The organism is Pseudomonas sp. Tav-5-1A (assembly GCF_055755055.1).
Window position 1 is genome coordinate 1,534,582 of the sequence record NZ_CM146901.1, and the last position, 25,326, is coordinate 1,559,907.

A 25,326-nucleotide genomic window follows, 5' to 3' on the forward strand; every position below is an offset into this window, starting at 1 on the left:
ACGCGCCATGCACCCGTAGCGGCTGCCGCAGGCTGCGCTGGCCCTGTGCCTCACCGAAGATCTCCAGCGGCCATCAAGGCCAGCGCAGCCTGGCGGCAGCGGCTACGCGGTTACCACTTCCAGAACTCGGATGGTATCCAGCGTCGGGTAATGCCAGCGCACCTCCACGTCCCAGAACCGCACCCCGTATTCACGTTCGGGCGCCGGCACCTGGTACGCCGGGCGCGGGTCCTGGGCCAGGCATTGCTCGATCAGCGCCACCAGGGGCTCTGCAAGGCGCGTGGCGTGCGCGTGCGCCTGAACCAGGGCACTATCCGCCCAGGTCACGGCAATCGCCGCTGGCGCTTCGCCAGCCATGTCGTTGCGGGCGTGGGGCAGGCTGTCGGCGTAGGGCACGTAGGGCTTGATGTCCAGCACCGGGGTGCCGTCCAGCAGATCGATGCCCGACAACCACAGCTTGCCGGCCTCCACCTTGTCCAGGCGCACCACCGACTGGCCGATGCCGTTGGGCCGGTGGGTGGCGCGGGTGGCGAACACGCCCATGGACTTGTTGCCGCCCAGGCGCGGCGGCCGTACCTTCAGGCGTGGCTTGTCTTCCAGGGCCTGGTGGAACAGGAACAGCAGCCACACGTGGCTCACCTGTTCCAGGCCCTGCACTGCCTCGCCCTGGTCAAACGGCGCGACCAGCTCCAGCACCCCCCGGGCGGCGGGTGCCAATTGCGGCTGGCGGGGGATGGCGAATTTTTCCTTGAAGCACGAACGGACGAAGCCGATGGGCGAAACGCTATAGGTCATGGGCAGGGTTCAACGGCAACCGGCGTTGTCGTAGGGGCCGGACATGCGCTGCCAGCCAGCACCGGGGTTGGTTTGCGAGCAGACCATGGCGCCGTTCTGGGTGATGCTCTGCCATTTGTACCAGGGGGCCTGGCCGGCAGACGCAAGCAACGGAAACGCCACTGCAGCGATAAGCAATAGACGCGTGAACATGTCGAACTCCTGGAAAACACACCGGGTAGAAAAGCGGTGTCCCCCGTAGCAGCTGCCAAAGGCTGCGTCCGCAGGCAACACCGTGTTAGCCCCTGACGCAGCCTTTGGCAGCTGCTACGGGGCGTTCGGTCAGCCGCGCACTTTCAGGGTCAGGCCCTTGAGGAAGTTGCGCAGCAGTTGGTCACCGCACGGGCGGTAGTTGTTATGGCCGACCTTGCGGAACAGCGCGCTCAGTTCGGGCTTGGACACCGGGAAATCGGCGGCCTTGAGCACGGCGTGCATGTCGTCCTCTTTGAGTTCGAAAGCCACGCGAAGTTTCTTCAGGATGATGTTGTTGGTCACCGGCGTCTCGATCGGCTGGGCCGGGCGGCTGTCGTCCTTACCGCGCTTGAAGAACACCAGGCCGTCGAGGAAATGGGCCATGACCAGGTCGGGGCAGTGCACGAAGCCCTCTTCCTCGTCCTTCTTCAGGTAGCTGATGACATCGGCCTTGGCCACGTCCATGCCGGACAGCTTGATGATGTCGACCACTTTCGCGTCGCTGATGTCGAGCATGTAGCGCACGCTGCGCAGTACGTCATTGTGAATCATGGTGTGAATCCCGAGTGTTGCGAAAAAAGAAGAATCAGAACTTTTCGTTGCCGGCCAGGTAGCGCCATTGCCCCGCGGGCACCTTGCCCAGCGACACGCCGCCCACGCGGATGCGGCGCATGCCCACCACGGTGAGGCCGACGCTGGCGCACAGCTGGGCGATGATGCCCGGCTGCGGGTTCTTCATGGCGATGCGCAGGCGGGTCTCGTTCTGCCAGCTGGCTTTCACGGCCGGCAGCGGCTTGCCCTTGTAGGTGGCGCCGTGGGTAAGGCGGTTGAGGCCGTGCTCGGACATCTGCCCGCTGACCTCCACCACGTATTCCTGCTCGATCTTGGCCGCGTCGGCGGTCAGCTTGCGCAGGATTTTCCAATCCTGGGTGAAGACCTGCAGGCCGCTGGCGTTGGGCTGCAGCTCGGCGCCGCAGGTCAGGCGCAGGAAGTGGCCCTTGAGCGGGCGCTTGCTGAAGCTGTGGTCGGCCGACAGGCTGGCGGCGCCGAGGCTGGCCTGGGCGTCGTCCAGGGACTGGCCGGCTTCCTGGTGCAGCAGCAGGGTCACCGGCTCGGGCTGTTCGGCCTTGGCGTCGGCGCTCAGGGCCACGACCTGGTCGGCCACCTTGAACTGCGGCTCGTCGACGACTTCGCCGTCTACCGTCACCCAGCCCCCTTCGATAAACAGTTCGGCCTCGCGGCGGGAGCACCCGACCAGTTCGATGAGGCGTTTGGAGAGGCGAATGGGATCAGACATGACAAGAGCCGTAACAAGAGAAGGCCGCTAGTGTACTCGCCCCAGCCCGGTTAAGCCCGCGCAGATTGTCGCTGCACCCGGCGCAGGTGCAGCAACGGGTAGGGTTGGCCCATGCCGTCGACCTCGGAGCGGCCCACCACTTCGAAGCCCTGCTTCATGTAGAAACCGAACGCCTGCTCGTTCTGTTCGTTGACGTCCAGCTGGTCGGCATTGAGGTGGTCGATGGCAAAGTGCAGCAGGCGCTTGCCGATGCCCTGGCCGCGGTGGTCGGGGTGGATGAACAGCATCTCCACCTTGCCCGCTGCCACCCCGGCGAAACCGGTGATGCGCTGGCGTTCGTCGCGGCAGCAGATCAGCATCACCGCGTCCAGGTAGTGCTTGTACACCAGTTCGCCCAGCAGGGTGATGTAGCTGTCCGGCAGGAAGTGATGCGTGGCGCGCACCGAGGCTTCCCAGACCCGGGTCAGCTCGGCGTAGTCGTTGGCCTTGGGGGTATGCACCAGCAGATGTTTGCCCATGTCGGTCTCTCCTTGAACCTTTACTGTAGCCGCTGCCGCCAGGCTGCGCTGGGCCTTGAGTGCGCTGGAGATCTTCAGTGTGGCTCAGGGCCAGCGCAGCCTGGCGGCAGCGGCTACAGGTTGCTGGCATTAAATAAAGCATAAAAAAACCTGCCGCTGGGGCAGGTTTTTTCAGGGGAACAGGGCGCTTAGATGCGCTCGGCCCACAGGTCGTACTCGTCGGCATCCACCACGCGGCACATGACCTTGTCGCCCGGGCTCAGGCCTTCGGCGCCTTCGATGAACACGCTGCCGTCGATTTCCGGCGCGTCGAAGAAGCAGCGGCCTACGGCGCCCTGTTCGTCCACTTCGTCGATCAGCACTTCGATTTCCTTGCCGATCTTCATCTGCAGGCGCGCGGCGCTGATGGCCTGCTGGTGGGCCATGAAGCGGTCCCAGCGGTCCTGCTTGACGTCGTCAGGCACGATCTCGGCGTCGAGGTCGTTGGCAGGGGCACCTTCGACCGGCGAGTACTGGAAGCAGCCAACGCGGTCCAGCTGCGCTTCGGTGAGCCAGTCCAGCAGGTACTGGAAGTCTTCCTCGGTCTCGCCAGGGAAGCCGACGATGAAGGTGGAGCGGATGATCAGGTCCGGGCACTGCTCGCGCCATTTCTTGATGCGCGCCAGGGTCTTGTCTTCGAAGGCCGGGCGCTTCATCAGCTTCAGCACTTTGGGGCTGGCGTGCTGGAACGGGATGTCCAGGTAAGGCAGCAGCTTGCCGGCGGCCATCAGCGGGATCACGTCGTCGACGTTCGGGTACGGGTACACGTAGTGCAGGCGCACCCACACGCCCAGGCTGCTCAGTGCCTCGCACAGCTCCAGCATGCGCGTCTTCACCGGGCGGCCGTTCCAGAAGTCGGTCTTGTACTTCACGTCGACGCCGTAGGCGCTGGTGTCCTGGGAAATCACCAGCAGTTCCTTGACGCCGGCCTTGACCAAGCGCTCGGCCTCGCTCAGCACGTCACCCACCGGGCGGCTGACCAGCTTGCCGCGCATGGACGGGATGATGCAGAAGCTGCAGCTGTGGTTGCAGCCTTCGGAAATCTTCAGGTAGGCGTAGTGGCGCGGGGTCAGCTTGATGCCTTGCGGCGGCACCAGGTCGATCAGCGGGTTGTGGTCCTGGCGCGGTGGCACCACTTCGTGGACCGCGTTCACCACCTGCTCGTACTGCTGCGGGCCGGTGACCGACAGCACGCTGGGGTGCACGTTGCGGATGGCGCCTTCTTCCACGCCCATGCAGCCGGTGACGATGACCTTGCCGTTTTCGGCCAGGGCTTCGCCGATCACTTCCAGGGACTCGGCCTTGGCGCTGTCGATGAAGCCACAGGTGTTGACGACCACGACGTCGGCGTCCTGGTAGGTCGGTACGACTTCATAGCCTTCCATGCGCAGCTGGGTCAGGATGCGTTCGGAGTCGACCAGGGCTTTGGGGCAGCCCAGGGAGACGAAGCCAACCTTGGGGGCGGACGGCGCGGGAGTGGTGGACATGACTAACCTCGGTGTTAATTAGAGCTGCCATAGGCAACCCTGACGGGCACTTTACGCGCCTCTGATCAAAAAGTGCGCAATTCTAGCGACGAGAAAGCCACTTGACCAGCTTTATGCAGGGAAATACGACGAGTGCTGCGCTATGCTTCGCCGCGTTGAGTCTCGAAGTATTTTGAAACACCCAAAGTCCAAGGTTGTAGGAGTGGTTGATGGTTCAGGCAAGTAGTCAGGCGCAAGCCGGTCATTCGGCGGCAAAGCCGCTCGCGATGCTGGTGGCCGCCGTCGGGGTAGTCTACGGCGATATCGGTACCAGCCCGTTGTATACCCTCAAGGAGGTGTTCTCCGGTGGCTATGGTATTCCCAGCAACCATGATGGCGTTTTGGGCATTCTGTCGCTGATCTTCTGGTCGTTGATCTGGGTCGTGTCCATCAAGTACATGCTGTTCGTGCTGCGTGCCGACAACCAGGGCGAGGGCGGCATCATGGCCCTGACTGCCCTGGCACGGCGCGCCTCCGCCGGTTACCCACGCTTGAGCGCCATGCTGGTGGTGTGCGGGTTGATCGGCGCGGCGTTGTTCTACGGCGACAGCATGATCACCCCGGCAGTCTCGGTACTGTCGGCGGTGGAGGGCCTGGAACTGGCGTTCGATGGCATCAGCCACTGGGTCGTGCCACTGGCGCTGATCGTGCTGGTGGGGCTGTTCCTGATCCAGCGCCACGGCACCGCGCGCATCGGCAAGCTGTTCGGGCCGGTGATGGTGACCTGGTTCCTGGTGCTGGGCGTGCTCGGCATCTACGGCATCTCCCAGCAGCCCGAGGTGCTGGAAGCCATCAACCCCATGTGGGGGGTGCGCTTCTTCATCAGTCATTTCGGTATTTCGGTAGCGGTGCTGGGCGCCGTGGTGCTGGCGCTGACCGGTGCCGAGGCGCTGTACGCCGACATGGGCCACTTCGGCCGCAAGCCGATCGCCCGCGCCTGGTTCATCCTGGTGCTGCCGGCGCTGGTGCTGAACTACTTCGGCCAGGGCGCGCTGATCCTTGCCGACCCCGAGGCGGCGCGCAACCCGTTCTACCTGCTGGCGCCGAACTGGGCGCTGCTGCCGCTGATCGGCCTGTCCACCGTGGCCACGGTCATCGCCTCCCAGGCGGTGATTTCCGGTGCGTTCTCGCTGACCCAGCAGGCTATCCAACTGGGCTACATCCCACGCATGCACATCCAGCACACTTCCAGCGACGAGCAGGGCCAGATCTACATTGGCGCAGTGAACTGGACGCTGATGTGCGGGGTGATCCTGCTGGTGCTGGGCTTCGAGTCGTCCGGTGCGCTGGCTTCGGCCTACGGCGTGGCCGTGACCGGCACCATGCTGATGACCACGCTGCTGGTGTCGGCGGTGATGCTGCTGATGTGGAAGTGGCCGCCGTTCTTCGCGGTGCCGGTAATGAGCATCTGCCTGCTGGTGGACGGCATGTTCTTCGCCGCCAACGTGCCGAAAATCGTCCAGGGCGGTGCCTTCCCGGTGCTGGCCGGTAGCGCGCTGTTCATCCTGATGACCACCTGGAAGCGCGGCAAGCAGCTGCTGGTGGACCGCATCGACGAGGGCGCGCTGCCGTTGCCGATCTTCATCAGCAGCATTCGCGTGCAACCGCCGCACCGCGTGCAGGGCACCGCAGTGTTCCTCACCGCGCGCTCCGACGCCGTGCCCCATGCGCTGTTGCACAACATGCTGCACAACCAGGTGCTGCACGAGCAGGTAGTGTTGCTGACGGTGGTCAACGAAGATGACCCGCGGGTGCCGGCCAACCGCCGTTTCGAGGTGGAATCCTACGGTGAAGGCTTCTTCCGGGTGATCCTGCATTACGGCTTCATGGACGAACCGGACGTGCCGGGCGCGCTGAAGCTGTGCCACCTGGAAGACCTGGACTTCAGCCCGATGCGCACCACCTACTTCCTCAGCCGCGAGACGGTGATCCCGTCCAAGCTGGTGGGCATGGCGCGTTGGCGCGAGGGGTTGTTCGCGTTCATGTTGAAGAACGCCAACGGCAACCTGCGTTTCTTCAAGCTGCCGGTGAACCGCGTGATCGAACTGGGAACCCAGGTCGAGATGTAACCAGAAGCCCGTAGCACCGCTGTCTTTGTGGGAGCTGGCTTGCCAGCGAGCTTTTCAGGGCCTCAACAGCTCGCTGGCAAGCCAGCTCCCACAGGTCTGTGGTCAAAAAGGGCGGTTAACCGCCCAGGTACGCCTCGCGTACCTTCGGGTCGGTCAGCAGGGCTTCACCCGTGCCCTGCATCACCACCCGGCCGTTCTCCAGCACGTAGGCACGGTCGGCGATCTTCAGCGCCTGGTTGGCGTTCTGCTCCACCAGGAACACCGTCACGCCATCCTTGCGCAGCTGTTCGATGATGTCGAAGATCTGCTGGATGATGATCGGCGCCAACCCCAGCGACGGCTCGTCGAGCAGCAGCAGCTTGGGCTTGCTCATCAGCGCCCGGCCGATGGCCAGCATCTGCTGCTCGCCGCCCGACATGGTGCCGCCGCGCTGGTTGAAGCGCTCCTTGAGCCGCGGGAACAGCTCCAGCACCTTGTCCATCTGCGCCTGGTAGTCGCCCTTGTCGGTGAAGAAACCGCCCATGGCCAGGTTCTCCTCCACGGTCAGGCGGGCGAATACCCGGCGGCCCTCGGGCACCACGGCAATGCTCTTGCGCATGATGTCCGAGGACTCCTGGCCCACCAGTTCCTCGCCCAGGTAGCGGATGCTGCCGGAGTGGGCGCGGGGCGAGCCGCACAGGGTCATCAGCAGGGTCGACTTGCCGGCGCCGTTGGCGCCGATCAGGGTGACGATCTCACCCTGCTTTACCTCGACGTTGACGCTGTGCAGCGCCTGGATCTTGCCGTAGAACGTGGAAACGTTTTCGAACAGCAGCATTTACGCTTCCCCCAGATAGGCTTTGATCACTTCAGGATTGTCGCGGATCTGCTCCGGCGTGCCGTCGGCCAGGGGCGTGCCCTGGTTGATCACCACGATGTGGTCGGAAATGCTCATGACCAGCTTCATGTCGTGCTCGATCAGCAGCACCGTGGCGTTGTGCTCCTGGCGCAGGGTGGCGATCAGCGCCTTGAGGTCGTCGGTCTCGCGCGGGTTGAGGCCGGCGGCCGGCTCGTCGAGCATGAGGATGCGCGGGCGCGTCATCATGCAGCGGGCGATCTCCAGGCGCCGTTGCTGGCCGTAGGCGAGGGTGCCGGCGGGGCGGTTGGCGAATTCCTTGAGGTTGACCTTTTCCAGCCAGAACTCGGCGTATTCCATGGCCTCGCGCTCGCTGCGGCGGAACGCGGGGGTCTTGAACAGGCCCGAGAGGAAGTTGGTGTTCAGGTGCCGGTGCTGGGCAATCAGCAGGTTTTCCACGGCGGTCATGTCCTTGAACAGCCGCACGTTCTGGAACGTCCGCACCACGCCCTTGCGGGCGATCTGATGGCCGGGCATGCCCTGGATCGGCGCGCCGTCCAGCAGGATGGTGCCGCCGGTGGGCGTGTAGAAGCCGGTCAGGCAGTTGAACACGGTGGTCTTGCCGGCGCCGTTGGGGCCGATCAAGGCCACCACCTGCTTTTCCTTCACGCTCAGGCCCACGCCGTTGACGGCCAGCAGGCCGCCAAAACGCATGCTCAGGCCACTTACTTCAAGAATGTTCTGCGTCATTTTCGCAGCTCCATGTGGGGGCGCTGCATCGGCAACAGTCCTTGGGGACGCCAGATCATCATCAGCACCATCATGGCGCCGAACATCAACATGCGGTAGTCAGCGAACTCGCGCGTCACTTCCGGCAACAGGATCACCACGATCGCCGCCAGGATCACGCCCAGCTGCGAGCCCATGCCGCCCAGCACCACGATGGCCAGGATCATGGCCGACTCGATGAAGGTGAACGACTCGGGGGTCACCAGGCCTTGGCGCGCGGCGAAGAAGCTGCCGGCGAAACCGGCGAAGCAGGCGCCCAGGGTGAAGGCCGAGAGCTTGATGATGGTGGGGTTCAGGCCCAGCGCGCGGCAGGCGATCTCGTCTTCGCGCAGCGCTTCCCAGGCACGGCCGATGGGCATGCGCAGCAGGCGGTTGATGATGAACAGCGCGGCCAGGGCCAGCATCAATGCCACCAGGTACAGGAAGATCACCTTGCCCACCGGGTTGTAGGCGATGCCGAAGTAGTCGTAGAACGTCTGCGCGCCTTCTGCGGCGGTGCGGTCGAACGACAGGCCGAACAGGGTCGGCTTGGGGATGTTGCTGATGCCGTTGGGGCCGCCGGTGAGGTCGGTCAGGTTGCGCAGGAACAGGCGGATGATTTCACCGAAGCCCAGGGTCACGATGGCCAGGTAGTCGCCGCGCAGGCGCAGCACCGGGAAGCCCAGCAGGAAGCCGAACACGGCCGCCGCCAGGCCCGCCAGCGGCAGGCACACCCAGAAGCTGAAGCCATAGTAGTGCGACAGCATGGCGTAGGTGTAGGCACCCACCGCGTAGAAACCCACGTAGCCCAGGTCCAGCAGGCCGGCAAGGCCCACCACGATGTTCAGGCCCAGGCCCAGCATCACGTAGATCAGCACCAGGGTGGCCAGGTCGACCGCGCCGCGCGAACCGTAGAACGGCCAGATGAAGGCCACCACGATCAGGCCCAGCAGGATCCAGCGCTGGGTCTTGGGCTGGGTCAGGAAGTCGCTGGCACCGGCTGGCATCGACGGCACTTTTGGCGATGCGCGCCAGGCGGCGTTGATCTGCGCGTTGAACAGCACCCGCAGGAACATCAGCACCGAGCAGGCGGCGATGATCAGCAGGGTGGTGGTGCTGGCACCTTCGACGATCAGCTTGATGCCGTCGATGGACAGCTTCAGCCCCAGCACCGGGTAGGCCACGGCCCACACCAGCAGGGCGCTGAAGAACGCCGAGTTAAGAGTCTTGTTCATACTTTTTCAACCTCCGGGCGGCCCAGAATGCCGGTCGGCCGGAACAACAGCACCAGAACCAAAAGGCCGAACGCCACCACGTCCTTGTACTGGTCGCCGAACACGTCGGCGCCAAAGGCTTCGGCCACACCCAATACCAGCCCGCCGAGCATGGCGCCCGGAATGCTGCCGATACCGCCCAGCACGGCCGCGGTGAAGGCCTTCAGGCCCACCAGGAAACCGGCGTTGGGGTTGATCACCCCGTATTGCATGCTCAACAGCACCGCGGCGATGGCCGCCAGGGCCGCGCCGATGACGAAGGTCAGGGCGATGATGTTGTTGGTGTTGATGCCCAGCAGGTTGGCCATCTTCATGTCCTCGGCGCAGGCGCGGCAGGCGCGGCCCAGGCGGGAACGGGAGATGAACAGGGTCAGCCCGAGCATGGCGACCAGGGTCACCACGAACACCACGATCTGCATGTACGAGACCAGCACTTCCTGTGCCCCCCCTGGCCCGAAGCTGATGTTGCCCGGGATCAGGTTGGGTATCGATTTGTCCTTGGAGTCTTGCGAGAGCAGAACCGTGTTCTGCAGGAACAGCGACATGCCGATGGCCGAGATCAGCGGGATCAGACGGTTGCTGCCGCGCAGGGGGCGGTAGGCAATGCGTTCGATGCTGTAGCCATAGGCACTGGTGACGACGATGCTGGCGCAGAACGCCGCGGTCATCAGCAATGGCACGTTGTCCAGGCCCAGCATGGCCAGGCCGGCGATGGCGATGAACGCCACGTACGAGCCGATCATGTAGACCTCGCCGTGGGCGAAGTTGATCATTCCAATGATGCCGTAGACCATCGTGTAGCCGATGGCGATGAGGGCATACGTGCTGCCAACGGTCATGCCGTTAACCAGCTGCTGGAAGAAGTGATAGATGTCAGGCATTACCGCGCGCTCCTAAAAACCTGATACGCATTTCACTGGTGGAGTCATTTTCCCGCTCGCGCACAGGGCCGGGCCCGGATGCGAAGCTTTATGCCAGCGAACCGCTGGTGACGGTTTTGAGATTTTCAGGTGGGCCGCCTTCCGGATCACGGAACGGCGGCCCGATACCTCGTAAAACAAAGCCCACTGCTCGCGCAGTGGGCTCCGTGGCGTGTCAGGCAGCGTTTACTGAGGGCTGACTTCGGTCTTCGGCTTGCCGAAGTGCCATTGGTAGACCACGAACTTGAAGTCCTTCAGGTCGCCCTTGGCGTCGAAGCTCAGGTCGCCAGTAGGCGTCTTGAAGGTGCCGGCGTGGATGGCCGCGGCCACCTTGGCGGTGTCTTCGCTACCGGCAGCCTTGATGCCGTCGGCGATGACTTCAACCGCCGAGTAGGCCGGGAACACGAACGGGCCGCTCGGGTCCTTCTTGGCTGCCTTGAAGGCATCGGCCAGTTCCTTGTTGGCCGGGTCCTGGTCGAAGGATTTCGGCAGGGTCACGTACAGGCCTTCGGAAGCGTCCTGGGCGATTTGCGAGATGGAGTCGTTGCCCACGCCTTCAGGGCCCATGAACTTGGCGTTCAGGCCTTTTTCCTTGGCTTGGCGCAGGATCAGGCCCAGCTCGGGGTGGTAGCCGCCGTAGTAGACGAAGTCGACGTTGGCTTGCTTGAGCTTGGCAATCAGCGACGAGAAGTCCTTGTCGCCGGCGTTGATGCCTTCGAACACCGGCACCTTGATGCCGTCCTTCTCCAGGGTGGCCTTCACGGCGGTGGCGATGCCTTCGCCGTATTGCTGCTTGTCGTGGATGACGGCAACCAGCTTGGGCTTCACGAACTTGGCAATGTAGTTGCCGGCCGCAGGGCCCTGGGCGCTGTCCAGGCCGATGGTACGGAAGACCATCTTGTAGCCGCGCGCGGTGATTTCCGGGCTGGTGGCCGCCGGGGTGATCATGATCACGCCTTCGTCTTCGTAGATGTCCGAAGCAGGCTGGGTAGAGCTGGAGCACAGGTGGCCGACGACGAACTTGACGCCATCGTTGACCACTTTGTTGGCCACTGCCACGGCTTGTTTCGGGTCGCAGGCGTCATCGTATTCGACGGCCTCGAGTTTCTTGCCATCGACGCCGCCCTTGGCGTTGATCTGCTCGATGGCCATCTTGGCGCCCATGAACTGCATGTCGCCGTATTGGGTAACCGGGCCGGTTTTAGGACCGGCGATGCCGATCTTGATGGTGTCGGCAGCGAACGAATGGCTGGCAACCCCCGCCAGGACCATGGCGGCGAACAGCTTGGAAATCTGCTTAGTCATAATGCTCCACTCTAACTGTTGTATTTTTTATAGTCTTGCGGCGAAAGCTGCAGGACCGGGTCATGTCGAGACGGGTGTCGTGTGTTTCCACGACTGCCCGAGCGAACGGCAGACACCCCGATCAGCCCCCGGTAACTGTACCGGTACAGTGTAGAGCGCCGCTTGTTCCATTGAAAAGCTGGCGCCTGGGGGCAAATGGCCAGGGTGTCGCTTTATCGACAGGAAGTTACAGAATTACGGCGGCGCAACCGGTGCAGCAGGTCGTCATCCTTGGCTTTTCCGAACTTGCCAATCAATCACTTATTTGAAACCGGGTTTTTCCAAGGCAATCCGGGCGTTATCATTGCGCCAGATTTTATTTTTGGTGAAACCCATGACTGAACAACCTAGCACCCTCTATGCCAAGCTGCTCGGCGAGACCGCCGTTATCGGATGGCAGGAGCTGCAACCGTTTTTTGCCCGCGGTGCCCTGTTGTGGGTCGAGCCTGCGCTGGATTTGGTCGCTGCCGCCGAGGCCGTGGCCACGGATGATGGCGCGAAAGTGGCGCAGTGGATGAGCGAAGGTTTGCTCGACAAGGTGTCTGAATCGCAGGCGCTGGACTGTGTTGAACGAAATCCAACCTTGTGGGCGGTGGTGGTGTCGCCCTGGGTGCTGATCCAGGAAAGGGCAGCGCAGTAATTCCTGCACCACAACGGTGCCCCGTAGCAGCTGCCGCAGGCTGCGTCCGATCACCCATTGGCGGTGTGGCCGGACGCCGCCTGCGGCAGCTGCTACGGGGCAGTCGGGTTTACCTGGCCGGGCGGGCCAGGGGTTGGGTGGCGGGCGCCTCGGCGAACAGGTCGCGCACCACGCGTTCGTCGTTGGCGCGGGTGGGCACCGGGTAGCTGTTGCTGTTGCCAGAGTACTGGTTGAGCTGGTCTAGGATCGGCCGCAGCTCCGACAGTGGCACCGGCCGGCTCAGCAGGTAGCCCTGCACGTAGTCGCAGCCGTAGCGGCTGAGGAATTCGTACTGCTGCACGGTTTCCACGCCTTCGGTCACCACCTGCAGGTGCAGGGTGTGGGCCATGACGATAATGGCCTGGACAATCTCCATGTCGGCGGCCGAACGGGGGATGTCCTGGATGAACGAGCGGTCGATCTTCAGGGTGTCCAGCGGCAGGCGCTTGAGGTAGGCCAGCGACGAATAGCCGGTGCCGAAGTCATCGATGGACAGCGACACGCCCAGCGCGCGGATCTGCGACAGCAGGCTGATGGTGGTGGTGATGTTGCCCATCAGCGCGTTCTCGGTCACCTCCAGCTCCAGGCGCTGGGGCGCCACGCCCGCTTCGGCCAGGGCCTCGCGTATCTCGCCCACCAGCTCTTCGCGGGCCAGGTTCAGGGCTGAGCAGTTCACCGTGATCTTCAGTTGCTCGCAGCCGTTATGGCCAAGGTGCGCCAGGTCGCGGCAGGCCCGTTGCAGCACCCAGTTGTCCAGTTCGGCGATCAGGCCGTTGGTCTCGGCAATGGCGATGAAGCGGTCGGGGCTGAGCAAGCCGTGCTGCGGGTGGCGCCAGCGGATCAGCGCCTCCAGCTTGGACACCTGGCCGCTGTGCAGGTCGAAGATGGGCTGGTAGAACAGCTCCAGCTCGTCACCCGAGCGCAGGGCATTGCGCAGTTCTTCCTCCAGTTGCAGCTCAAGCGTTGCCTTGGTGCGCAGGTTGGCGCTGAAAAAATGCAACGCGTTGCGGCCCGCACCCTTGGACTGGTACAGCGCCAGGTCGGCGTGCTTGAGCAGCTCTTCGCAGGAGTCGCCATCATCGGGGAACACGCTGATGCCGATGCTGGTGGTCATCACCATGCGCCGGCCGGCCAGGTCGATGGGTTCCTTCATCTTCAGCATGATGCGCTGGGCCATGTGCCGGGCTTCGTCGCGGTTGTTCATGGCAATCAGGATGCAGAACTCGTCGCCGCCAAAGCGCGCCACCACGTCGGCGTGGCTGCGGGTGGCGGCCTTGATATGGCCGGCGATGACCTTGAGCAGCTCGTCACCGGCGTCGTGGCCCAGGCTGTCGTTGATGCGCTTGAAGTGGTCGATGTCGAGGAACATCACCGCCAGCATGCCGCCGTTGAGTTTCTGCTCGATCAGTTTTTCGCCGAACAGCTGGTTGAAGCCGCGGCGGTTGATGAGGTTGGTCAGCGCATCGTAGTGGGCTACCTGTTGCAGCGACACCCGCGCCTGGTCCAGCTGGCTGAGCAGGGCGTTGACCCGGCGCAGGTCGTGCTCCTTGCTCTGCAGCTTCTTGTCGGCCAGCGCCGCGCTGAGGCTGCTGGCAATGATCAGCAGGGTGATGAACGCCACGGTCAGCCCCAGCTCCAGGCTGTTGTCGACCATGGGCGCGTGCAGCGCGCTGCCCTGGGGCACGGCCATCACCAGCGACCACATGCCCAGGAAGTGCGTGGCGACGATGCCGGCGCCCATCAGCAGGCTGGCGCTGTACTTGAGCAACTGGTGGAAGGTGCCGCTGCCGTTGCGGAAGTGCCGCGCCAGCATCAGCGCGGCGAAGCTGGCGCCAATGGCCACGAGGATGGACAGCACGAACAGCTTGGGCTCGAAATACTGGGTGGCATTGGAGCGCATGGCGACCATGCCCACGTAGTGCATGCCGGCGATGCTCAGGCCGATGCCGATCGACGACTTGATGTAGTCGGGCAGGGTGATGACTTCGCGGCTCAGGGTGCTCATGGCCAGCAAGCCAGCCACCAGGGCGATCAGCAGCGAGACCACGGTAATCGGCAGGTCGAAATGCATCTCGATGGGCGTTTCGAAGGCCAGCATGCTGATGAAGTGCATGGCCCAGATGCCGCCGGCCAGGCACAGCGCGCCGATCCAGCGCCACTGGTGGCGGGCGCCGGGGCGCTCGACGTGGCTGATGCGCTCCGCCATGTCGAGGGTGGCGAAACTGCCGGCGCAGGCCACGACATAGGCCAGCAGTACCAGGAACGGGTTATGGCTGCAGTTGAGCAGGATCTGCCCTGATTCGGGCAAGTCGCCGATGAAATGTAAGCCGAGCCAATCCATAGCATGCCTCTGGACAAACGCCCCCACACCACCCAGAGGTGGCTATTCAGGAACAGTATAGAAGGTGGCCCTTGCCTGCTGGCAAAGTGCTTCCAATCATTTCGTAATCAACACAATAGCCATCCGCGATAACCAGCGCCCCGTCTGTCAATGCCTCACCATCACGCTAGCTGATGCAACGGACATGCGCGAATTCACCTTCTAGATTTCATCAGGCCCAATAACAAGAATAGCGAGCCCACTCATGCCGACATCCGCCCAGGCGCCCCACGCGTGGCGCATCCTGTTCCTGCTGTTCCTGGCCAACCTGTTCAACTTCTTCGACCGCACCATTCCGGCCATCATCATCGAGCCGCTGCGCATGGAGTGGCACCTCAGTGACTTCGAACTGGGCATCGCCGGCACCGCCTTCACCCTGGTGTACGCCGTGGCCGGCATCCCCCTGGGGCGCATGGCTGACACTGGCTCGCGTCGCAAGATGATGGGCTGGGGGCTGGCGGTGTGGAGCGCGCTGACCGCGGTGAACGGCTTCGTCGGTGGCTTCTGGACCTTCCTGCTGGTGCGCATGGGCATCGGCATCGGCGAGGCCAGCTACGCGCCGGCGGCCAACTCGCTGATCGGCGACCTGTTCCCGCCCCAGCGCCGCGGCCGGGCCATGGGCATCTTCATGCTCGGCCTGCCCTTGGGCCTGCTGCTGGCGTTCTTCACCATTGGCGCCATGGTCGAGTTCTTCGGCAACTGGCGCGCGCCGTTCTTCGTGGCGGCGGTGCCGGGGCTGCTGCTGGCGCTGTTCATGTTCACCATCCGCGAACCGGCGCGCGGCGCCGCCGAGGCTGAGCCGGTGTCCCAGCAGCCGCTGGACAAGCCCCTGCGCCGGCTGCTGGCCATCCCCACCTTCTGCTGGTTGGTGCTGGCGGGCCTGGCGTTCAACTTCGCCACCTACGCCTGCAACAGCTTCATGGTGCCGCTGCTGCAACGCTACTTCCACCTGCCGCTGCACCAGGCCGCAGTGTCCACCGGCGTCATCGTCGGCGTCACCGGCCTGGTGGGCCTGACCCTGGGCGGCTGGGTGGCCGACAAGGTCCAGCAACGCCTGGCCAACGGCCGCCTGGTGCTGGCCGCCAGCTGCATGGTAGTCGCCGCCAGCGCCACCGCCTGGGCGCTGATGGCCGGGCGCATCGACATCGGCCTGTTCGTCACAGTGTTCGGCCTGGGCTGGTTCTTCAGCTACGCCTTCTATACCTGCGCCTACACCGCCATCCTGGAAGTGGTGCACCCACGCATGCGCTCCACCGCCATGGCCCTGTTCTTCGCCGGCCTGTACCTGCTGGGCGGCTCCATGGGGCCAGTGGTGGCCGGGCTGCTCAGCGACCGCTTCGCCCACCAGGCCATGGCCGCGGCCGGGGCCAGTGAAATGAGCGAAGTGTTCAAGGCCGAAGGGCTGCATGACGCCATGCTGTCGATACCGGTGGCGTTGGTGATGACGTTGGTGTTCCTGGGGTTGGCGGCGAGGAGCTTCAAGCGGGATGCGCAGCGGATGCGGGAGGGGATGGTGGTGGTTCGCGCGGAGGGTGGGGTGGTGGTGGGGGTGTAGCGGCGGAGATTGCTAACTGGATGAAGTGCTGCTTTTCCTGCCGCTTATTGTTTTTGTGGTTGCGATAAGCGTGATCGCTCCTGCGAGGGGGAAAATCGAAACGGCGAGTAGCGAGATGCTGCTGGAGTACGATTTGGCCACGAAACCATAGGTCATGAACCCAGCTGAAATGAATAGCATGTCAACAAACGCTGCCGCCGATAAGGTTGTTGTTCTGAGGTGTTCCGCTTTGATGGTCGAGTTTATGGTGTGGTTGGTGAGTATGGTTGCCCAAAGCGTCAAGGTGTTGGCAATGAGGAAAGCGGTGATTGCCACGTATGGGGAATACAGCGGGTTCGCTGCAATGACAACGGACGTCAGTAGCATGAGGGTCGGTATGCTGTGTTTCGACGTAGCTGGCAGGAAGCGGGTCAGGCACAGGACCGCGATTGCGCTGAGTATCTCCGCGATGCCTACAGCGGCGCTGGCCGCGCCTTTGCTCAAGCCTGCCTCATGGAATGAAGAACTGGCGTAGAGAAAATAGGGTGTCATTGCGGCATGTATCATCGCAAAGGGAATCGCGATGGGCGCGATGGCGACCAACTCCTTGATGAAGATGGCGAGCTTTATGGAGTGTGTGCTTGCCGTCAAGGCTGACGCTTCCTGACGAGCAAGCGGGAATATCACGATCACGCTGAGTCCGGTCACGAAGACGGAAGTCACGTAGATTGCGGTCCATCCCCCCAGGCTTAGGATCGGGGCTGCGGTGATCATCGCCAGTCCCAATGAAAGACTGCCTGCGAACTGGAGGGTTGCGTAGTGGCTGGAGTACCGGTGCAAGACATCGAGCGTGGTGAGATGTTGGTGCAGTGCGCTGCTTAAAGACCCGGAGATTAAAGAGAAAGACAGCGCGTGAGTGATGAAGAAGACTGTCGTCAGTGGCAGGCAGCCTACAAAAATAAATTGTCCGGACAAACTCGTTGTCGCTAATAACCCTCCTGCTGCAAGCGCGGCTGCCCGCCCAAATTTGTCGGCTAAATAGCCGCTGGGTAACTCAAACAAAAACAGTGAAACTGAAAAGGCTGTTTGGAGTAGCCCGATTTCAATAAGCGTATATCCATTCTCCTTCAGGAAGAATACGAAAAGCCCGCGTTCTACTGAGAATGAAACAAGGAAATAAAATAACGTAAGGCGTTGGGTGGTGATGTCGGCCGGAAATGTTTGAGTGGACCGCATGGTGGCTCCTGGTGTCGGGTTGCTTTTGTTTTTTGGTCGCTGGAGTTGGCGCCGTGCCGCGTAGGCTGAATCTTGGTCGGCATTCGTGTGGATGGCAATTCATGGAGTTGTAACGGGATGTTGGGTTTGCCCCCCCACACCGCATTGGTGAAATAGCAAGCTTTGTGCTGTAGTTTTCTGAGAGTGCATGCTGAGTGAAATTATTTCCGGATATTGCTGGGCTTGTGGCTGTGTCGGGTCTTTCTGGAAAGATTTTTCAAGGTGTTGCAGTCGTAATGGGTGGGAGACGCGATAGTGGGTTTACGGGCCGAGATCGTCTTCGCTTGGCAGTGGCAGTTGCGTTTTACAACTTGTTGATGGGGTTGTGGTTTATTCTGCTAGCAGCGCTATGGTTGTGCTCTCGGTTTATTTGGCTTGCTAATGGCTAGCAACTAAGCGTGGGCGAGGAGGGTCTTTTCAAAGCTGGCCGAGACCCGAAATCAGATTTTGCCCTTGACGACTTCCTTGGTGTAATCAAACCTATAGGCACGGCACCTCAGTAGTGACATGCTGTTGAAGCATCAAGCTGATAAGGGCGAGGTTCGAAAATAACTTCTACAGTGAGCGGGGTGGGTGCGGAAGAGTATGTCAAAGGTAATTGAGTTGTCTGCTGTAAGTAAAGTGTACCGAGTGCACAGGACTGACCAAGCCTCACGCAATTTGTTTCGATACTTTCGTAGAGAGCAGATTAGCATTTCAGCCGTCAAGGATGTTTCCTTTTCCATTGATGAGGGGGAGGTGGTTGGGTTTCTGGGTAGTAACGGCGCAGGAAAGACCACCACACTGAAAATGCTCTCGGGAATAATAAGGCCCAGTGCCGGGAGCTTGTGCGTGCTCGGGCAAGAGCCGTTCAAGAGGCAGCGCGACTTTCTCAAGTCGATTGCGTTGGTCATGGGGCAGAAGCAACAACTGGCCTGGGACTTGCCGGCGCTTGAGTCATTCCATCTTCAAGCCGCGCTTTACGATATCCCCCCTACGGAGCGCCGTCAGCGCATCAAAGAATTATGTGAATTACTATCGGCCGATGACATCATTCATCGTCCGGTGAGGAAGCTATCACTGGGTGAGAGGATGAAATGCGAGTTGATACTTTCGTTGTTGCACCGTCCAAATATCCTGTTTCTCGATGAGCCCACAATTGGTCTTGATCTTGCGATGCAGGCGGCTATCCGCAAATTCCTATTTGATTACAATAAAGAAACGGGGGCGACCATCATATTGACGTCACACTACATGGCAGATATAGAAGCCTTGGCTGACCGGGTAATCGTCTTGAATGAAGGGGGAATCGTATTTGACGGTGATCGCCAAGCACTGGTGAAAGCCCAAGTGTCCGAGCGACAGGTTTCCCTCCGCTTCTCACTGCCTGTGTGTCGAGAGTCACTTCTGGCTTACGGTACGCTTATTAGTCTGACACCTGATGGCGCGGAAATTTTGGTGCCTGACGGCCAAGTAACCGATGCTGTCGCTCGGCTGCTTGCGAACCTGCCTGTAACGGATATTTCGATCCAGCGGCCTTCACTTGAACAGGCATTCCCTCGATTGCTGCTGGCGAAGGAACCTGTTTGCTAATGACCAAATTTTCAATGCTCGCCGTTGCTGGTCAGCTCCTCCGAATCAGCGTGCAGATGACGATCATCTACAGGGCTCAGCTAGTTGTGTGGTTGCTCAGTGGCGTCGCGCCTTTATTTATGATGATGATCTGGTGGGAGATTTCACGAGACAAAGTAATCAACGGCTATACGGCGAAGGATTTTGCAGGATATTTCTTGGGGGTCTATTTGGTCCGCCAGCTCACGGCGGCCTGGGTTATCTTCGTTCTTAACGATGAAATACGCAAAGGCACACTCTCGGGGAGGCTGCTCAAGCCAATTCCGCCTTTCTGGTTTCATGTCGCTGAACCAGTGGGGAAGATGCTGGTGCGTGCACCGATAGTAGTCACTGTGTTCTGTATTGGTGGGTTGATTTTTTCGATCGATCTGCAGGTGGTGATTAAGCAGTTGCCACTATTCCTGGTGGCGCTTGTGTTGGCATGGGTTATAGTTTTTCATATTTATTATTGTGTTGGTTTGCTCGCATTCTGGACGGCCAACTCTGTTGCATTTGACGCTGCTGTCTGGTCGTTATACACCGTTCTTGGCAGCACGCTCATTCCCATTGATCTGTTGCCTGAGGCAACTCGCTCGATCGTTTTGTTGTTGCCGTTCGCCGCAGCGCTAGACTTTCCCGTCAAAGTTCTGCTCGGGAAGGCGTCAGGGGTAGAGTATTTGCAGGGGTTCTCTGTCCAGCTTTTTTGGGTTTTCACGCTCGTTGCCCTCCGCCGTAAACTCTGGACGCAAGGGTTGAAACGGTTTTCGGGGGCGGGTATATGACCTTGAGGAATCTGAAAATTCTGGCAGCGCTGGTCAGGCATTCGGCTATTGAGGAAATGGAGTTCAGGACGAACGCCGTCGCCAATATGATCACTACATTGGTTGGGTTGATCTTGGCGCTTTATTTTCTAGATGCCATGTTCGCTGAAGTGGGCAGCCTTGGAGGGTGGAATATTTACCAAGTGCTTGCTTTGTTTGGCGTGGCCCTGACTCTCGAGGGGCTGCTTGAAATGTGGCTGTTTCCAAGCCTGCATGCGTTGTCAGAAAAAGTTCGTACCGGAGACCTGGATTGCCTTTTGCTTCGCCCGGTTGACTGTCAGTTTTCGGTGTCATTCTCAAAGGTTAATATCTGGGAGCTGCCGCGAGCGATCATTGGTGTTGCCGTCGTCGTCTATTCGATGCACGCCCAAGGCACGTTGGGGGGCAGCAACCTACTGGTTTTTGCTGGCCTGCTGATGGGAGGCGTCGCAATTTTTTATTCGTTGTTCTTGATTACCTGCACGCTGTCTATATGGTTCGTAAAGATCGGAGATATCTGGATTGTCAGTTACACCATCATGGAGGTCGGCCGTTTTCCAGTTTCGGCTTTTCCACAGTCCGTTCGGGTACTGCTGACGTTTTTTGTTCCTATATACTTTATTTCGAACGTACCTGTAGACGGCGCTATGGGAATGGCAAGTCAAGCATCTGTGGTAGGTGCAACTCTGGCTTGCCTGATCTCACTCTGCATTTCAAGAATGTTCTGGGTCTTTGCTTTGCGTTCGTACGAAAGCGCTAGTAGTTGATGTGCGATGGGGGGGGCAAGCGTGGCCGCGCGAAACAACCATAAAAAAAGCCCGCATCGCGCGGGCTTCTTTTCCGGATCAAACTAAGCGGTCAACCCGCTACCAGCACCCGAATCGCTTCCAACCGCAACGCGGCCTTCTCGAACATCGCCAGCCCCTGTTCACGCTGCTTGCGCAGTGCATCCAGTTCGCTGGTGCGCACGGTGGGGTTGACGGCCTGGAGGGCGGTCAGGCGGGCCAGTTCTTCTTCGGTTTCGGCGGCCAGGCGGCGCTTGGCTTCGGCCACGCGTTCCAGGTGGCGCGGCAGGACCTTGGTCTCGCCGGCGTTGATGCGCGGGGTGAGGACGTCGCGCTGGGCCTGGATGAATTTGTTGGCGCTGGCCTTGGGCACGCTTTCCAGTTGGTCGTTGAGGGTGGCGAACGAGACGCGCGACGACAGGTCGTTGCCGTTGGCGTCCAGCAGGCAGCGCAGTGCCTGGGGCGGCAGGTAGCGGCCCAGTTGCAGGGCGCGCGGGGCCACCACTTCGCTGACGTACAGCAGTTCCAGCAGCACGGTGCCGGGCTTGAGCGCCTTGTTCTTGATCAACGCCACGGCGGTGTTGCCCATGGAGCCGGACAGCACCAGGTCCATGCCGCCCTGCACCATGGGGTGTTCCCAGGTGATGAACTGCATGTCTTCACGCGACAGCGCCTGGTGGCGGTCGTAGGTAATGGTCACGCCTTCGTCGTCGCCCAGCGGGAAGCTGGCATCGAGCATTTTCTCGCTCGGCTTGAGGATCAGGGCGTTGTCGGAATGGTCTTCGCTGTCGATGCCGAAGGCGTCGAACAGGGTTTCCATGTAGATCGGCAGGGCGAACTGGTCGTCCTGTTCCTCGATGGCGGCAACCAGCGCCTTGCCTTCGCCGCCACCGCCGGAGTTCAGTTCCAGCAGGCGGTCACGGCCGGTGTGCAGCTCGCTTTCCAGGCGCTCGCGCTCGCCGCGGGCCTCGGCCACCAGGGTGTCCCAGTTGTCTTCGTCGCCGCCTTCGAGCAGCGGCAGCAGGCGCGGGCCGAACTGGTGCTGCAGGGCGTTGCCGGTAGGGCAGGTGTTGAGGAAGGCGTTCAGCGCCTCGTGGTACCACTGGAACAGGCGCTCTTGCGGGCTGTCCTGCAGGTACGGCACGTGCAGTTCGATGACGTGCTTCTGGCCGATACGGTCCAGGCGGCCGATACGTTGCTCCAGCAGGTCCGGGTGGGCCGGCAGGTCGAACATCACCAGGTGGTGGGCGAACTGGAAGTTGCGGCCTTCACTGCCGATTTCCGAGCAGATCAGCACCTGGGCGCCAAACTCTTCGTCGGCGAAGTAGGCGGCGGCGCGGTCACGCTCGAGGATGTTCATGCCCTCGTGGAACACCGTGGCCGGGATGCCGGAGCGCACGCGCAGGGCGTCTTCCAGGTCCATGGCGGTCTCGGCGTGGGCACAGATCACCAGCACCTTGGTGCGCTTGAGCATTTTCAGCTGGTCGATCAGCCATTCGACGCGTGGGTCGAAGCGCCACCAGCGGTTTTCCTCGTCGGTCTCGGCCTGGGCCTGGAAGGCCACTTCCGGGTACAGCTCGGCGTGCTCGCCCAGCGGCAGCTCCATGTACTCGTCCGGGTTGGCCAGCGGGTACGGGTGCAGCTTGCGCTCGGGGAAGCCCTGCACGGCGGCGCGGGTGTTGCGGAACAGCACGCGGCCGGTGCCGTGGCGGTCCAGCAGTTCGCGGATCAGGCGCGCGCTGGCCTCGGCGTCGCCGTCGTTGACGGCGGTCAGCAGGGCCTCGCCCTCGGCACCGAGGAAGTTGTGGATGGTTTCATGGGCCTTGGGCGACAGGCGCCCCTTGTCCAGCAGCTCCTGCACGGCTTCGGCCACCGGGCGGTAGTGCTCGCTCTCGGCGCGGAAGGCGGCCAGATCATGGAAACGGTTCGGGTCCAGCAGGCGCAGGCGCGCGAAGTGGCTGTCCTGGCCCAACTGTTCCGGGGTAGCGGTGAGCAGCAGCACGCCGGGGATGACCTCGGCCAGTTGCTCCACCAGCGCGTACTGCGGGCTGGCCTTGGTCTCGTGCCACACCAGGTGGTGGGCTTCGTCGACGACCATCAGGTCCCACTCGGCGGCGAACAGCGCGTCCTGGGCCTTCTCGTCCTCGGTCAGCCACTCCAGCGAGACCAGCGCCAGTTGCGCGTCCTCGAAGGGGTTGGTGGCGTCGCTTTCGATGAAGCGCTCGCGGTCGAACAGCGCGACTTCCAGGTTGAAGCGGCGGCGCATTTCCACCAGCCACTGGTGCTGCAGGTTCTCCGGCACCAGGATCAGCACGCGGGCGGCACGGCCCGACAGCAGTTGGCGGTGGATGATCAGGCCGGCCTCGATGGTCTTGCCCAGGCCTACTTCGTCGGCCAGCAGCACGCGCGGGGCGATGCGGTCGGCCACTTCACGGGCGATGTGCAGCTGGTGGGCGATGGGTTGTGCGCGCACGCCGCCCAGGCCCCACAGCGAGGAGGTCAGCTGCTTGCTGGTGTGCTCCAGGGTGTTGTAGCGCAGCGAGAACCAGGCCAGCGGGTCGATCTGGCCGGCGAACAGGCGGTCGCTGGCCAGGCGGAACTGGATGAAGTTCGACAGCTGGGTCTCGGGCAGGGTGCAGGGTTGGTTCTGCGCGTCCAGGCCGTGGTACACCAGCAGGCCGTCGACGTCCTCGACTTCCTGGACGGTCAGCTTCCAGCCTTCGAAATGGGTGATCTGGTCACCTGGAGAGAACCGCACCCGGGTCAGCGGCGCGTTGCGCAGGGCGTATTGGCGAGTGTCGCCAGTGGCCGGGTAGAGCACGGTCAACAAGCGACCGTCCTGTGCCAGAACGGTGCCAAGACCTAGCTCTGCTTCGCTGTCGCTAATCCAGCGTTGCCCCGGTTGATACTGCTGCGCCATGCTGCCTGACTCCCGCCATGAAAAAGCCGACTATGGTACCGGATGATGGGGCTCAGGGCCAAAGAGTCTCGTCGGGAAGCTGCTCACGCCGATTGCACTAAACTGTTTGTGACGGAGTCGATACTTCAAGGAGAAACCTTTCAAGCCGAACCACCTGCCGCCGTTACCCCGGCAACAGGAGAACTCGAACATGTTGCCACCCATCCTTCCACTCAGCGTAGTCCCGGTGACGTCGCAGTTGGACCCGGTCAGACCAGCGCCCACGGTGATCGCGCCGGTGGCGCCCACGCAGCCGACGTCGGACGAGAGCGAGATCGACCTGCGCCAGCGTGACCAGGAAACCGCCGCCCTGCTGCTGCGCGAGGAAGCCGAGCGCCAGCGCCGCCGCCAGCGCCAGCGCGAAGAGGCCGAGAACGACCCCGAGGCGCATTTGCCGGTGCCGGGCCACGAACTCAACGCCGACAACACCGTGCCGGTGGCACCGTTGATCGACGACGAACCGCGCCAGGGCCTGTGGGTGGACATCGAGGTTTGATCCGGCGGGCGTCTGCCGCCATTATGAAGGCCTATTTCGCCCCACCTGACGTAGTGACCATGAGCCAGGACGACAAGCTGATCGACTTCTCCGCGGAGCGCGCCAAGCGCGTCCACGACCTCAACGACAAGCGCCTGAACGACATGCGCCAGCAGTTCGAGCAGGCCATGCCCCTGGGCGCGGCGAAGAAAAAGCCGAAGAAAAAGCCCAAGAAGCGTTGAAACCTTGACCTGGGTCAGTTTCCCCTGGCCAGGGCTTCGCTAATCTTTGCTCCATCGAACGCAAACGCGGTTTGCGCTTCAACAGAGCACGCAAGGCATTTAGGGCGACTTCGGTCGCCCATTTTTTTTTGCCCTTCAAGAAGTGCTTGGAAATCTCCCCCCAACACAAACTGTCCGTGGCAAGTTGCAAGAGGTGTAGCAGCAACTGTCTTGTGGGAGCTGGCTTGCCAGCGAGCTTTTATGGCCCCAACAGCTCGCTGGCAAGCCAGCTCCCACAGGATGTAGCAGCCTGGCGGCAGCTGCTACATCTCTTGCAACGTGCAATGGCTTGATTCAATGCTTGCCGCCAGCCCAGAAGACGGTGCAGGCTCATGGGCGGACCGCCGCCGTAGCTATTCACAGTGGTTTTACCCAAACGTCGGCGACGGACAGCGATATTAGATAACGCTCATCGCCAGGATTATTCGGATCTTTGAAGCGCCTAATTCCCAACATGACCTGATACTTGTTGTGCGCATTCCAAAAAGTTTTTCCACTTAGGCTGTTTCTTTGCAGTCGGTCTCGCCAGGTTAGGGTGTCTGCAATGGGTGGGAAGTCGTCAGGTCGGGTGGGTGTCCAACCGGTTCGGTGCCACTGTTCCTGCAAGTCGAGCACGATTTTAAGAGCGTCTCCGAATAGCAGTGGTTCGATTTGAGGGGACAGTCGCACGCTGTTAATCAAGCCGTTGTCGTAAATCACCGTAAAGAAACGGGCCAGGGGGGTGACAAATCCATATTGGGCGTCCATGAAATTCAAGCGAGTGTCAGAATCTGGAACGCTGAACCATGTTTCGCCTGGGAGTGCAGGGCTGATGTAGGCAGTGGACCGCTGGCGCATGTCCTCATAAGGCTCGCCGATGACTAAAGCAATTTCGGGGTCGTCCGAAAAAACCTTGAATGTGATCAGGAACAGTATCGCCAGGGCAATCATCACGTGCCTCCAGCCCAAGTGT

Annotated in this window: 23 protein-coding genes; 8 read left to right on the forward strand and 15 right to left on the reverse strand. The window is 61.6% G+C overall.

All coding sequences use genetic code 11. The annotated features are described in order from the left end of the window. Nucleotides 1–102 precede the first annotated feature (102 nt). The 6 genes from tsaA to rimO all read right to left on the reverse strand — a co-directional run bounded on the left by tsaA (nucleotide 103) and on the right by rimO (nucleotide 4,367). Complete coding sequence (gene tsaA, locus AC0J42_RS06905; protein ID WP_473005613.1) at nucleotides 103–795, reverse strand: tRNA (N6-threonylcarbamoyladenosine(37)-N6)-methyltransferase TrmO; 693 nt, start codon at nucleotides 793–795, stop codon at nucleotides 103–105. Between the two features lie 9 nt (nucleotides 796–804). Beyond that, entirely contained in the window at nucleotides 805–987 is a 183-nt protein-coding gene (locus AC0J42_RS06910) for a hypothetical protein (protein WP_416422885.1), read from the reverse strand. A 129-nt stretch (nucleotides 988–1,116) separates the two neighbouring features. Continuing rightward, the gene (locus tag AC0J42_RS06915) at nucleotides 1,117–1,578 is read right to left on the reverse strand and encodes a YehS family protein (protein WP_416422886.1); all 462 of its coding nucleotides are present in this window, start codon (nucleotides 1,576–1,578) and stop codon (nucleotides 1,117–1,119) included. A gap of 34 nt (nucleotides 1,579–1,612) precedes the next feature. Then, nucleotides 1,613–2,323, reverse strand: a complete 711-nt coding sequence (locus tag AC0J42_RS06920) for an rRNA pseudouridine synthase (RefSeq protein ID WP_416422887.1) — start codon at nucleotides 2,321–2,323, stop codon at nucleotides 1,613–1,615. A 50-nt stretch (nucleotides 2,324–2,373) separates the two neighbouring features. After that, nucleotides 2,374–2,841, reverse strand: coding sequence for a GNAT family N-acetyltransferase (locus tag AC0J42_RS06925; protein WP_416422888.1), 468 nt, complete (start codon nucleotides 2,839–2,841; stop codon nucleotides 2,374–2,376). Nucleotides 2,842–3,029: 188 nt separating this feature from the next. Next, complete coding sequence (gene rimO / locus AC0J42_RS06930) at nucleotides 3,030–4,367, reverse strand: 30S ribosomal protein S12 methylthiotransferase RimO (protein ID WP_473005614.1); 1,338 nt, start codon at nucleotides 4,365–4,367, stop codon at nucleotides 3,030–3,032. A gap of 266 nt (nucleotides 4,368–4,633) precedes the next feature. On the opposite strand from rimO, the gene AC0J42_RS06935 reads away from it, so the two are divergent. Further along, complete coding sequence (locus AC0J42_RS06935) at nucleotides 4,634–6,475, forward strand: potassium transporter Kup (RefSeq protein ID WP_416427549.1); 1,842 nt, start codon at nucleotides 4,634–4,636, stop codon at nucleotides 6,473–6,475. Between the two features lie 115 nt (nucleotides 6,476–6,590). On the opposite strand, the gene AC0J42_RS06940 is transcribed toward AC0J42_RS06935, so the two are convergent. The 5 genes from AC0J42_RS06940 to AC0J42_RS06960 all read right to left on the reverse strand — a co-directional run bounded on the left by AC0J42_RS06940 (nucleotide 6,591) and on the right by AC0J42_RS06960 (nucleotide 11,577). After that, a complete protein-coding gene (locus tag AC0J42_RS06940; RefSeq protein WP_416422890.1) occupies nucleotides 6,591–7,292 on the reverse strand; it encodes an ABC transporter ATP-binding protein in 702 nt (233 codons plus the stop codon). Continuing rightward, a complete protein-coding gene (gene livG, locus AC0J42_RS06945) occupies nucleotides 7,293–8,060 on the reverse strand; it encodes a high-affinity branched-chain amino acid ABC transporter ATP-binding protein LivG (RefSeq protein WP_416422891.1) in 768 nt (255 codons plus the stop codon). Next, nucleotides 8,057–9,313 (reverse strand): high-affinity branched-chain amino acid ABC transporter permease LivM, encoded by a 1,257-nt coding sequence (locus tag AC0J42_RS06950; protein ID WP_473005615.1) that lies wholly within the window; start codon nucleotides 9,311–9,313, stop codon nucleotides 8,057–8,059. Before AC0J42_RS06950 ends, livG begins: the two co-directional genes overlap by 4 nt. Beyond that, nucleotides 9,310–10,233, reverse strand: a complete 924-nt coding sequence (gene livH / locus AC0J42_RS06955) for a high-affinity branched-chain amino acid ABC transporter permease LivH (RefSeq protein WP_416422893.1) — start codon at nucleotides 10,231–10,233, stop codon at nucleotides 9,310–9,312. The genes AC0J42_RS06950 and livH overlap by 4 nt, the downstream gene beginning before the upstream one ends. A gap of 225 nt (nucleotides 10,234–10,458) precedes the next feature. Then, nucleotides 10,459–11,577 (reverse strand): branched-chain amino acid ABC transporter substrate-binding protein, encoded by a 1,119-nt coding sequence (locus AC0J42_RS06960; RefSeq protein WP_416422894.1) that lies wholly within the window; start codon nucleotides 11,575–11,577, stop codon nucleotides 10,459–10,461. 373 nt (nucleotides 11,578–11,950) lie between these two features. On the opposite strand from AC0J42_RS06960, the gene AC0J42_RS06965 reads away from it, so the two are divergent. Beyond that, nucleotides 11,951–12,256, forward strand: a complete 306-nt coding sequence (locus AC0J42_RS06965; protein WP_416422895.1) for a DUF2288 domain-containing protein — start codon at nucleotides 11,951–11,953, stop codon at nucleotides 12,254–12,256. Between the two features lie 109 nt (nucleotides 12,257–12,365). Here AC0J42_RS06965 and AC0J42_RS06970 read toward each other — a convergent pair whose 3' ends face one another. Beyond that, a complete protein-coding gene (locus tag AC0J42_RS06970; RefSeq protein WP_473005616.1) occupies nucleotides 12,366–14,636 on the reverse strand; it encodes a putative bifunctional diguanylate cyclase/phosphodiesterase in 2,271 nt (756 codons plus the stop codon). Nucleotides 14,637–14,880: 244 nt separating this feature from the next. Here AC0J42_RS06970 and AC0J42_RS06975 point away from each other — a divergent pair, with 244 nt between their 5' ends. Further along, nucleotides 14,881–16,230 (forward strand): spinster family MFS transporter, encoded by a 1,350-nt coding sequence (locus AC0J42_RS06975; RefSeq protein ID WP_473005617.1) that lies wholly within the window; start codon nucleotides 14,881–14,883, stop codon nucleotides 16,228–16,230. Between the two features lie 12 nt (nucleotides 16,231–16,242). Here AC0J42_RS06975 and AC0J42_RS06980 read toward each other — a convergent pair whose 3' ends face one another. Beyond that, nucleotides 16,243–17,445, reverse strand: coding sequence for an MFS transporter (locus AC0J42_RS06980; RefSeq protein ID WP_473005618.1), 1,203 nt, complete (start codon nucleotides 17,443–17,445; stop codon nucleotides 16,243–16,245). Nucleotides 17,446–18,069: 624 nt separating this feature from the next. On the opposite strand from AC0J42_RS06980, the gene AC0J42_RS06985 reads away from it, so the two are divergent. The 3 genes from AC0J42_RS06985 to AC0J42_RS06995 are packed head-to-tail and all read left to right on the forward strand — an operon-like array spanning nucleotide 18,070 to nucleotide 20,641. After that, entirely contained in the window at nucleotides 18,070–19,056 is a 987-nt protein-coding gene (locus tag AC0J42_RS06985) for an ABC transporter ATP-binding protein (RefSeq protein ID WP_473005619.1), read from the forward strand. Next, the gene (locus AC0J42_RS06990; protein ID WP_416422900.1) at nucleotides 19,056–19,856 is read left to right on the forward strand and encodes an ABC transporter permease; all 801 of its coding nucleotides are present in this window, start codon (nucleotides 19,056–19,058) and stop codon (nucleotides 19,854–19,856) included. Before AC0J42_RS06985 ends, AC0J42_RS06990 begins: the two co-directional genes overlap by 1 nt. Further along, on the forward strand, nucleotides 19,853–20,641 hold the full coding sequence (locus tag AC0J42_RS06995) for an ABC transporter permease (protein ID WP_416422901.1): 789 nt from the start codon (nucleotides 19,853–19,855) through the stop codon (nucleotides 20,639–20,641). The genes AC0J42_RS06990 and AC0J42_RS06995 overlap by 4 nt, the downstream gene beginning before the upstream one ends. Nucleotides 20,642–20,732: 91 nt before the next feature. Here AC0J42_RS06995 and rapA read toward each other — a convergent pair whose 3' ends face one another. Beyond that, the gene (gene rapA, locus AC0J42_RS07000) at nucleotides 20,733–23,579 is read right to left on the reverse strand and encodes an RNA polymerase-associated protein RapA (protein ID WP_416422902.1); all 2,847 of its coding nucleotides are present in this window, start codon (nucleotides 23,577–23,579) and stop codon (nucleotides 20,733–20,735) included. Nucleotides 23,580–23,769: 190 nt separating this feature from the next. Here rapA and AC0J42_RS07005 point away from each other — a divergent pair, with 190 nt between their 5' ends. Both AC0J42_RS07005 and AC0J42_RS07010 read left to right on the forward strand, forming a co-directional pair. After that, nucleotides 23,770–24,114: an aspartate-semialdehyde dehydrogenase gene (locus tag AC0J42_RS07005; RefSeq protein ID WP_416422903.1), complete on the forward strand. Its 345-nt coding sequence runs from the start codon at nucleotides 23,770–23,772 to the stop codon at nucleotides 24,112–24,114. Between the two features lie 59 nt (nucleotides 24,115–24,173). Next, entirely contained in the window at nucleotides 24,174–24,335 is a 162-nt protein-coding gene (locus tag AC0J42_RS07010) for a hypothetical protein (RefSeq protein ID WP_416422904.1), read from the forward strand. Between the two features lie 396 nt (nucleotides 24,336–24,731). On the opposite strand, the gene AC0J42_RS07015 is transcribed toward AC0J42_RS07010, so the two are convergent. Beyond that, nucleotides 24,732–25,304, reverse strand: a complete 573-nt coding sequence (locus tag AC0J42_RS07015) for a hypothetical protein (RefSeq protein ID WP_473005620.1) — start codon at nucleotides 25,302–25,304, stop codon at nucleotides 24,732–24,734. Nucleotides 25,305–25,326 lie beyond the last annotated feature (22 nt).

Excerpts from the sequence above, each read along its gene's own strand:
- tsaA (WP_473005613.1), bottom strand. The coding sequence starts at position 795 with ATGACCTATAGCGTTTCGCCCATCGGCTTCGTCCGTTCGTGCTTCAAG.
- AC0J42_RS06910 (WP_416422885.1), bottom strand. The coding sequence starts at position 987 with ATGTTCACGCGTCTATTGCTTATCGCTGCAGTGGCGTTTCCGTTGCTT.
- AC0J42_RS06915 (WP_416422886.1), bottom strand. The coding sequence starts at position 1,578 with ATGATTCACAATGACGTACTGCGCAGCGTGCGCTACATGCTCGACATC.
- AC0J42_RS06920 (WP_416422887.1), bottom strand. The coding sequence starts at position 2,323 with ATGTCTGATCCCATTCGCCTCTCCAAACGCCTCATCGAACTGGTCGGG.
- AC0J42_RS06925 (WP_416422888.1), bottom strand. The coding sequence starts at position 2,841 with ATGGGCAAACATCTGCTGGTGCATACCCCCAAGGCCAACGACTACGCC.
- rimO (WP_473005614.1), bottom strand. The coding sequence starts at position 4,367 with ATGTCCACCACTCCCGCGCCGTCCGCCCCCAAGGTTGGCTTCGTCTCC.
- AC0J42_RS06935 (WP_416427549.1), top strand. The coding sequence starts at position 4,634 with ATGCTGGTGGCCGCCGTCGGGGTAGTCTACGGCGATATCGGTACCAGC.
- AC0J42_RS06940 (WP_416422890.1), bottom strand. The coding sequence starts at position 7,292 with ATGCTGCTGTTCGAAAACGTTTCCACGTTCTACGGCAAGATCCAGGCG.
- livG (WP_416422891.1), bottom strand. The coding sequence starts at position 8,060 with ATGACGCAGAACATTCTTGAAGTAAGTGGCCTGAGCATGCGTTTTGGC.
- AC0J42_RS06950 (WP_473005615.1), bottom strand. The coding sequence starts at position 9,313 with ATGAACAAGACTCTTAACTCGGCGTTCTTCAGCGCCCTGCTGGTGTGG.
- livH (WP_416422893.1), bottom strand. The coding sequence starts at position 10,233 with ATGCCTGACATCTATCACTTCTTCCAGCAGCTGGTTAACGGCATGACC.
- AC0J42_RS06960 (WP_416422894.1), bottom strand. The coding sequence starts at position 11,577 with ATGACTAAGCAGATTTCCAAGCTGTTCGCCGCCATGGTCCTGGCGGGG.
- AC0J42_RS06965 (WP_416422895.1), top strand. The coding sequence starts at position 11,951 with ATGACTGAACAACCTAGCACCCTCTATGCCAAGCTGCTCGGCGAGACC.
- AC0J42_RS06970 (WP_473005616.1), bottom strand. The coding sequence starts at position 14,636 with ATGGATTGGCTCGGCTTACATTTCATCGGCGACTTGCCCGAATCAGGG.
- AC0J42_RS06975 (WP_473005617.1), top strand. The coding sequence starts at position 14,881 with ATGCCGACATCCGCCCAGGCGCCCCACGCGTGGCGCATCCTGTTCCTG.
- AC0J42_RS06980 (WP_473005618.1), bottom strand. The coding sequence starts at position 17,445 with ATGCGGTCCACTCAAACATTTCCGGCCGACATCACCACCCAACGCCTT.
- AC0J42_RS06985 (WP_473005619.1), top strand. The coding sequence starts at position 18,070 with ATGTCAAAGGTAATTGAGTTGTCTGCTGTAAGTAAAGTGTACCGAGTG.
- AC0J42_RS06990 (WP_416422900.1), top strand. The coding sequence starts at position 19,056 with ATGACCAAATTTTCAATGCTCGCCGTTGCTGGTCAGCTCCTCCGAATC.
- AC0J42_RS06995 (WP_416422901.1), top strand. The coding sequence starts at position 19,853 with ATGACCTTGAGGAATCTGAAAATTCTGGCAGCGCTGGTCAGGCATTCG.
- rapA (WP_416422902.1), bottom strand. The coding sequence starts at position 23,579 with ATGGCGCAGCAGTATCAACCGGGGCAACGCTGGATTAGCGACAGCGAA.
- AC0J42_RS07005 (WP_416422903.1), top strand. The coding sequence starts at position 23,770 with ATGTTGCCACCCATCCTTCCACTCAGCGTAGTCCCGGTGACGTCGCAG.
- AC0J42_RS07010 (WP_416422904.1), top strand. The coding sequence starts at position 24,174 with ATGAGCCAGGACGACAAGCTGATCGACTTCTCCGCGGAGCGCGCCAAG.
- AC0J42_RS07015 (WP_473005620.1), bottom strand. The coding sequence starts at position 25,304 with ATGATTGCCCTGGCGATACTGTTCCTGATCACATTCAAGGTTTTTTCG.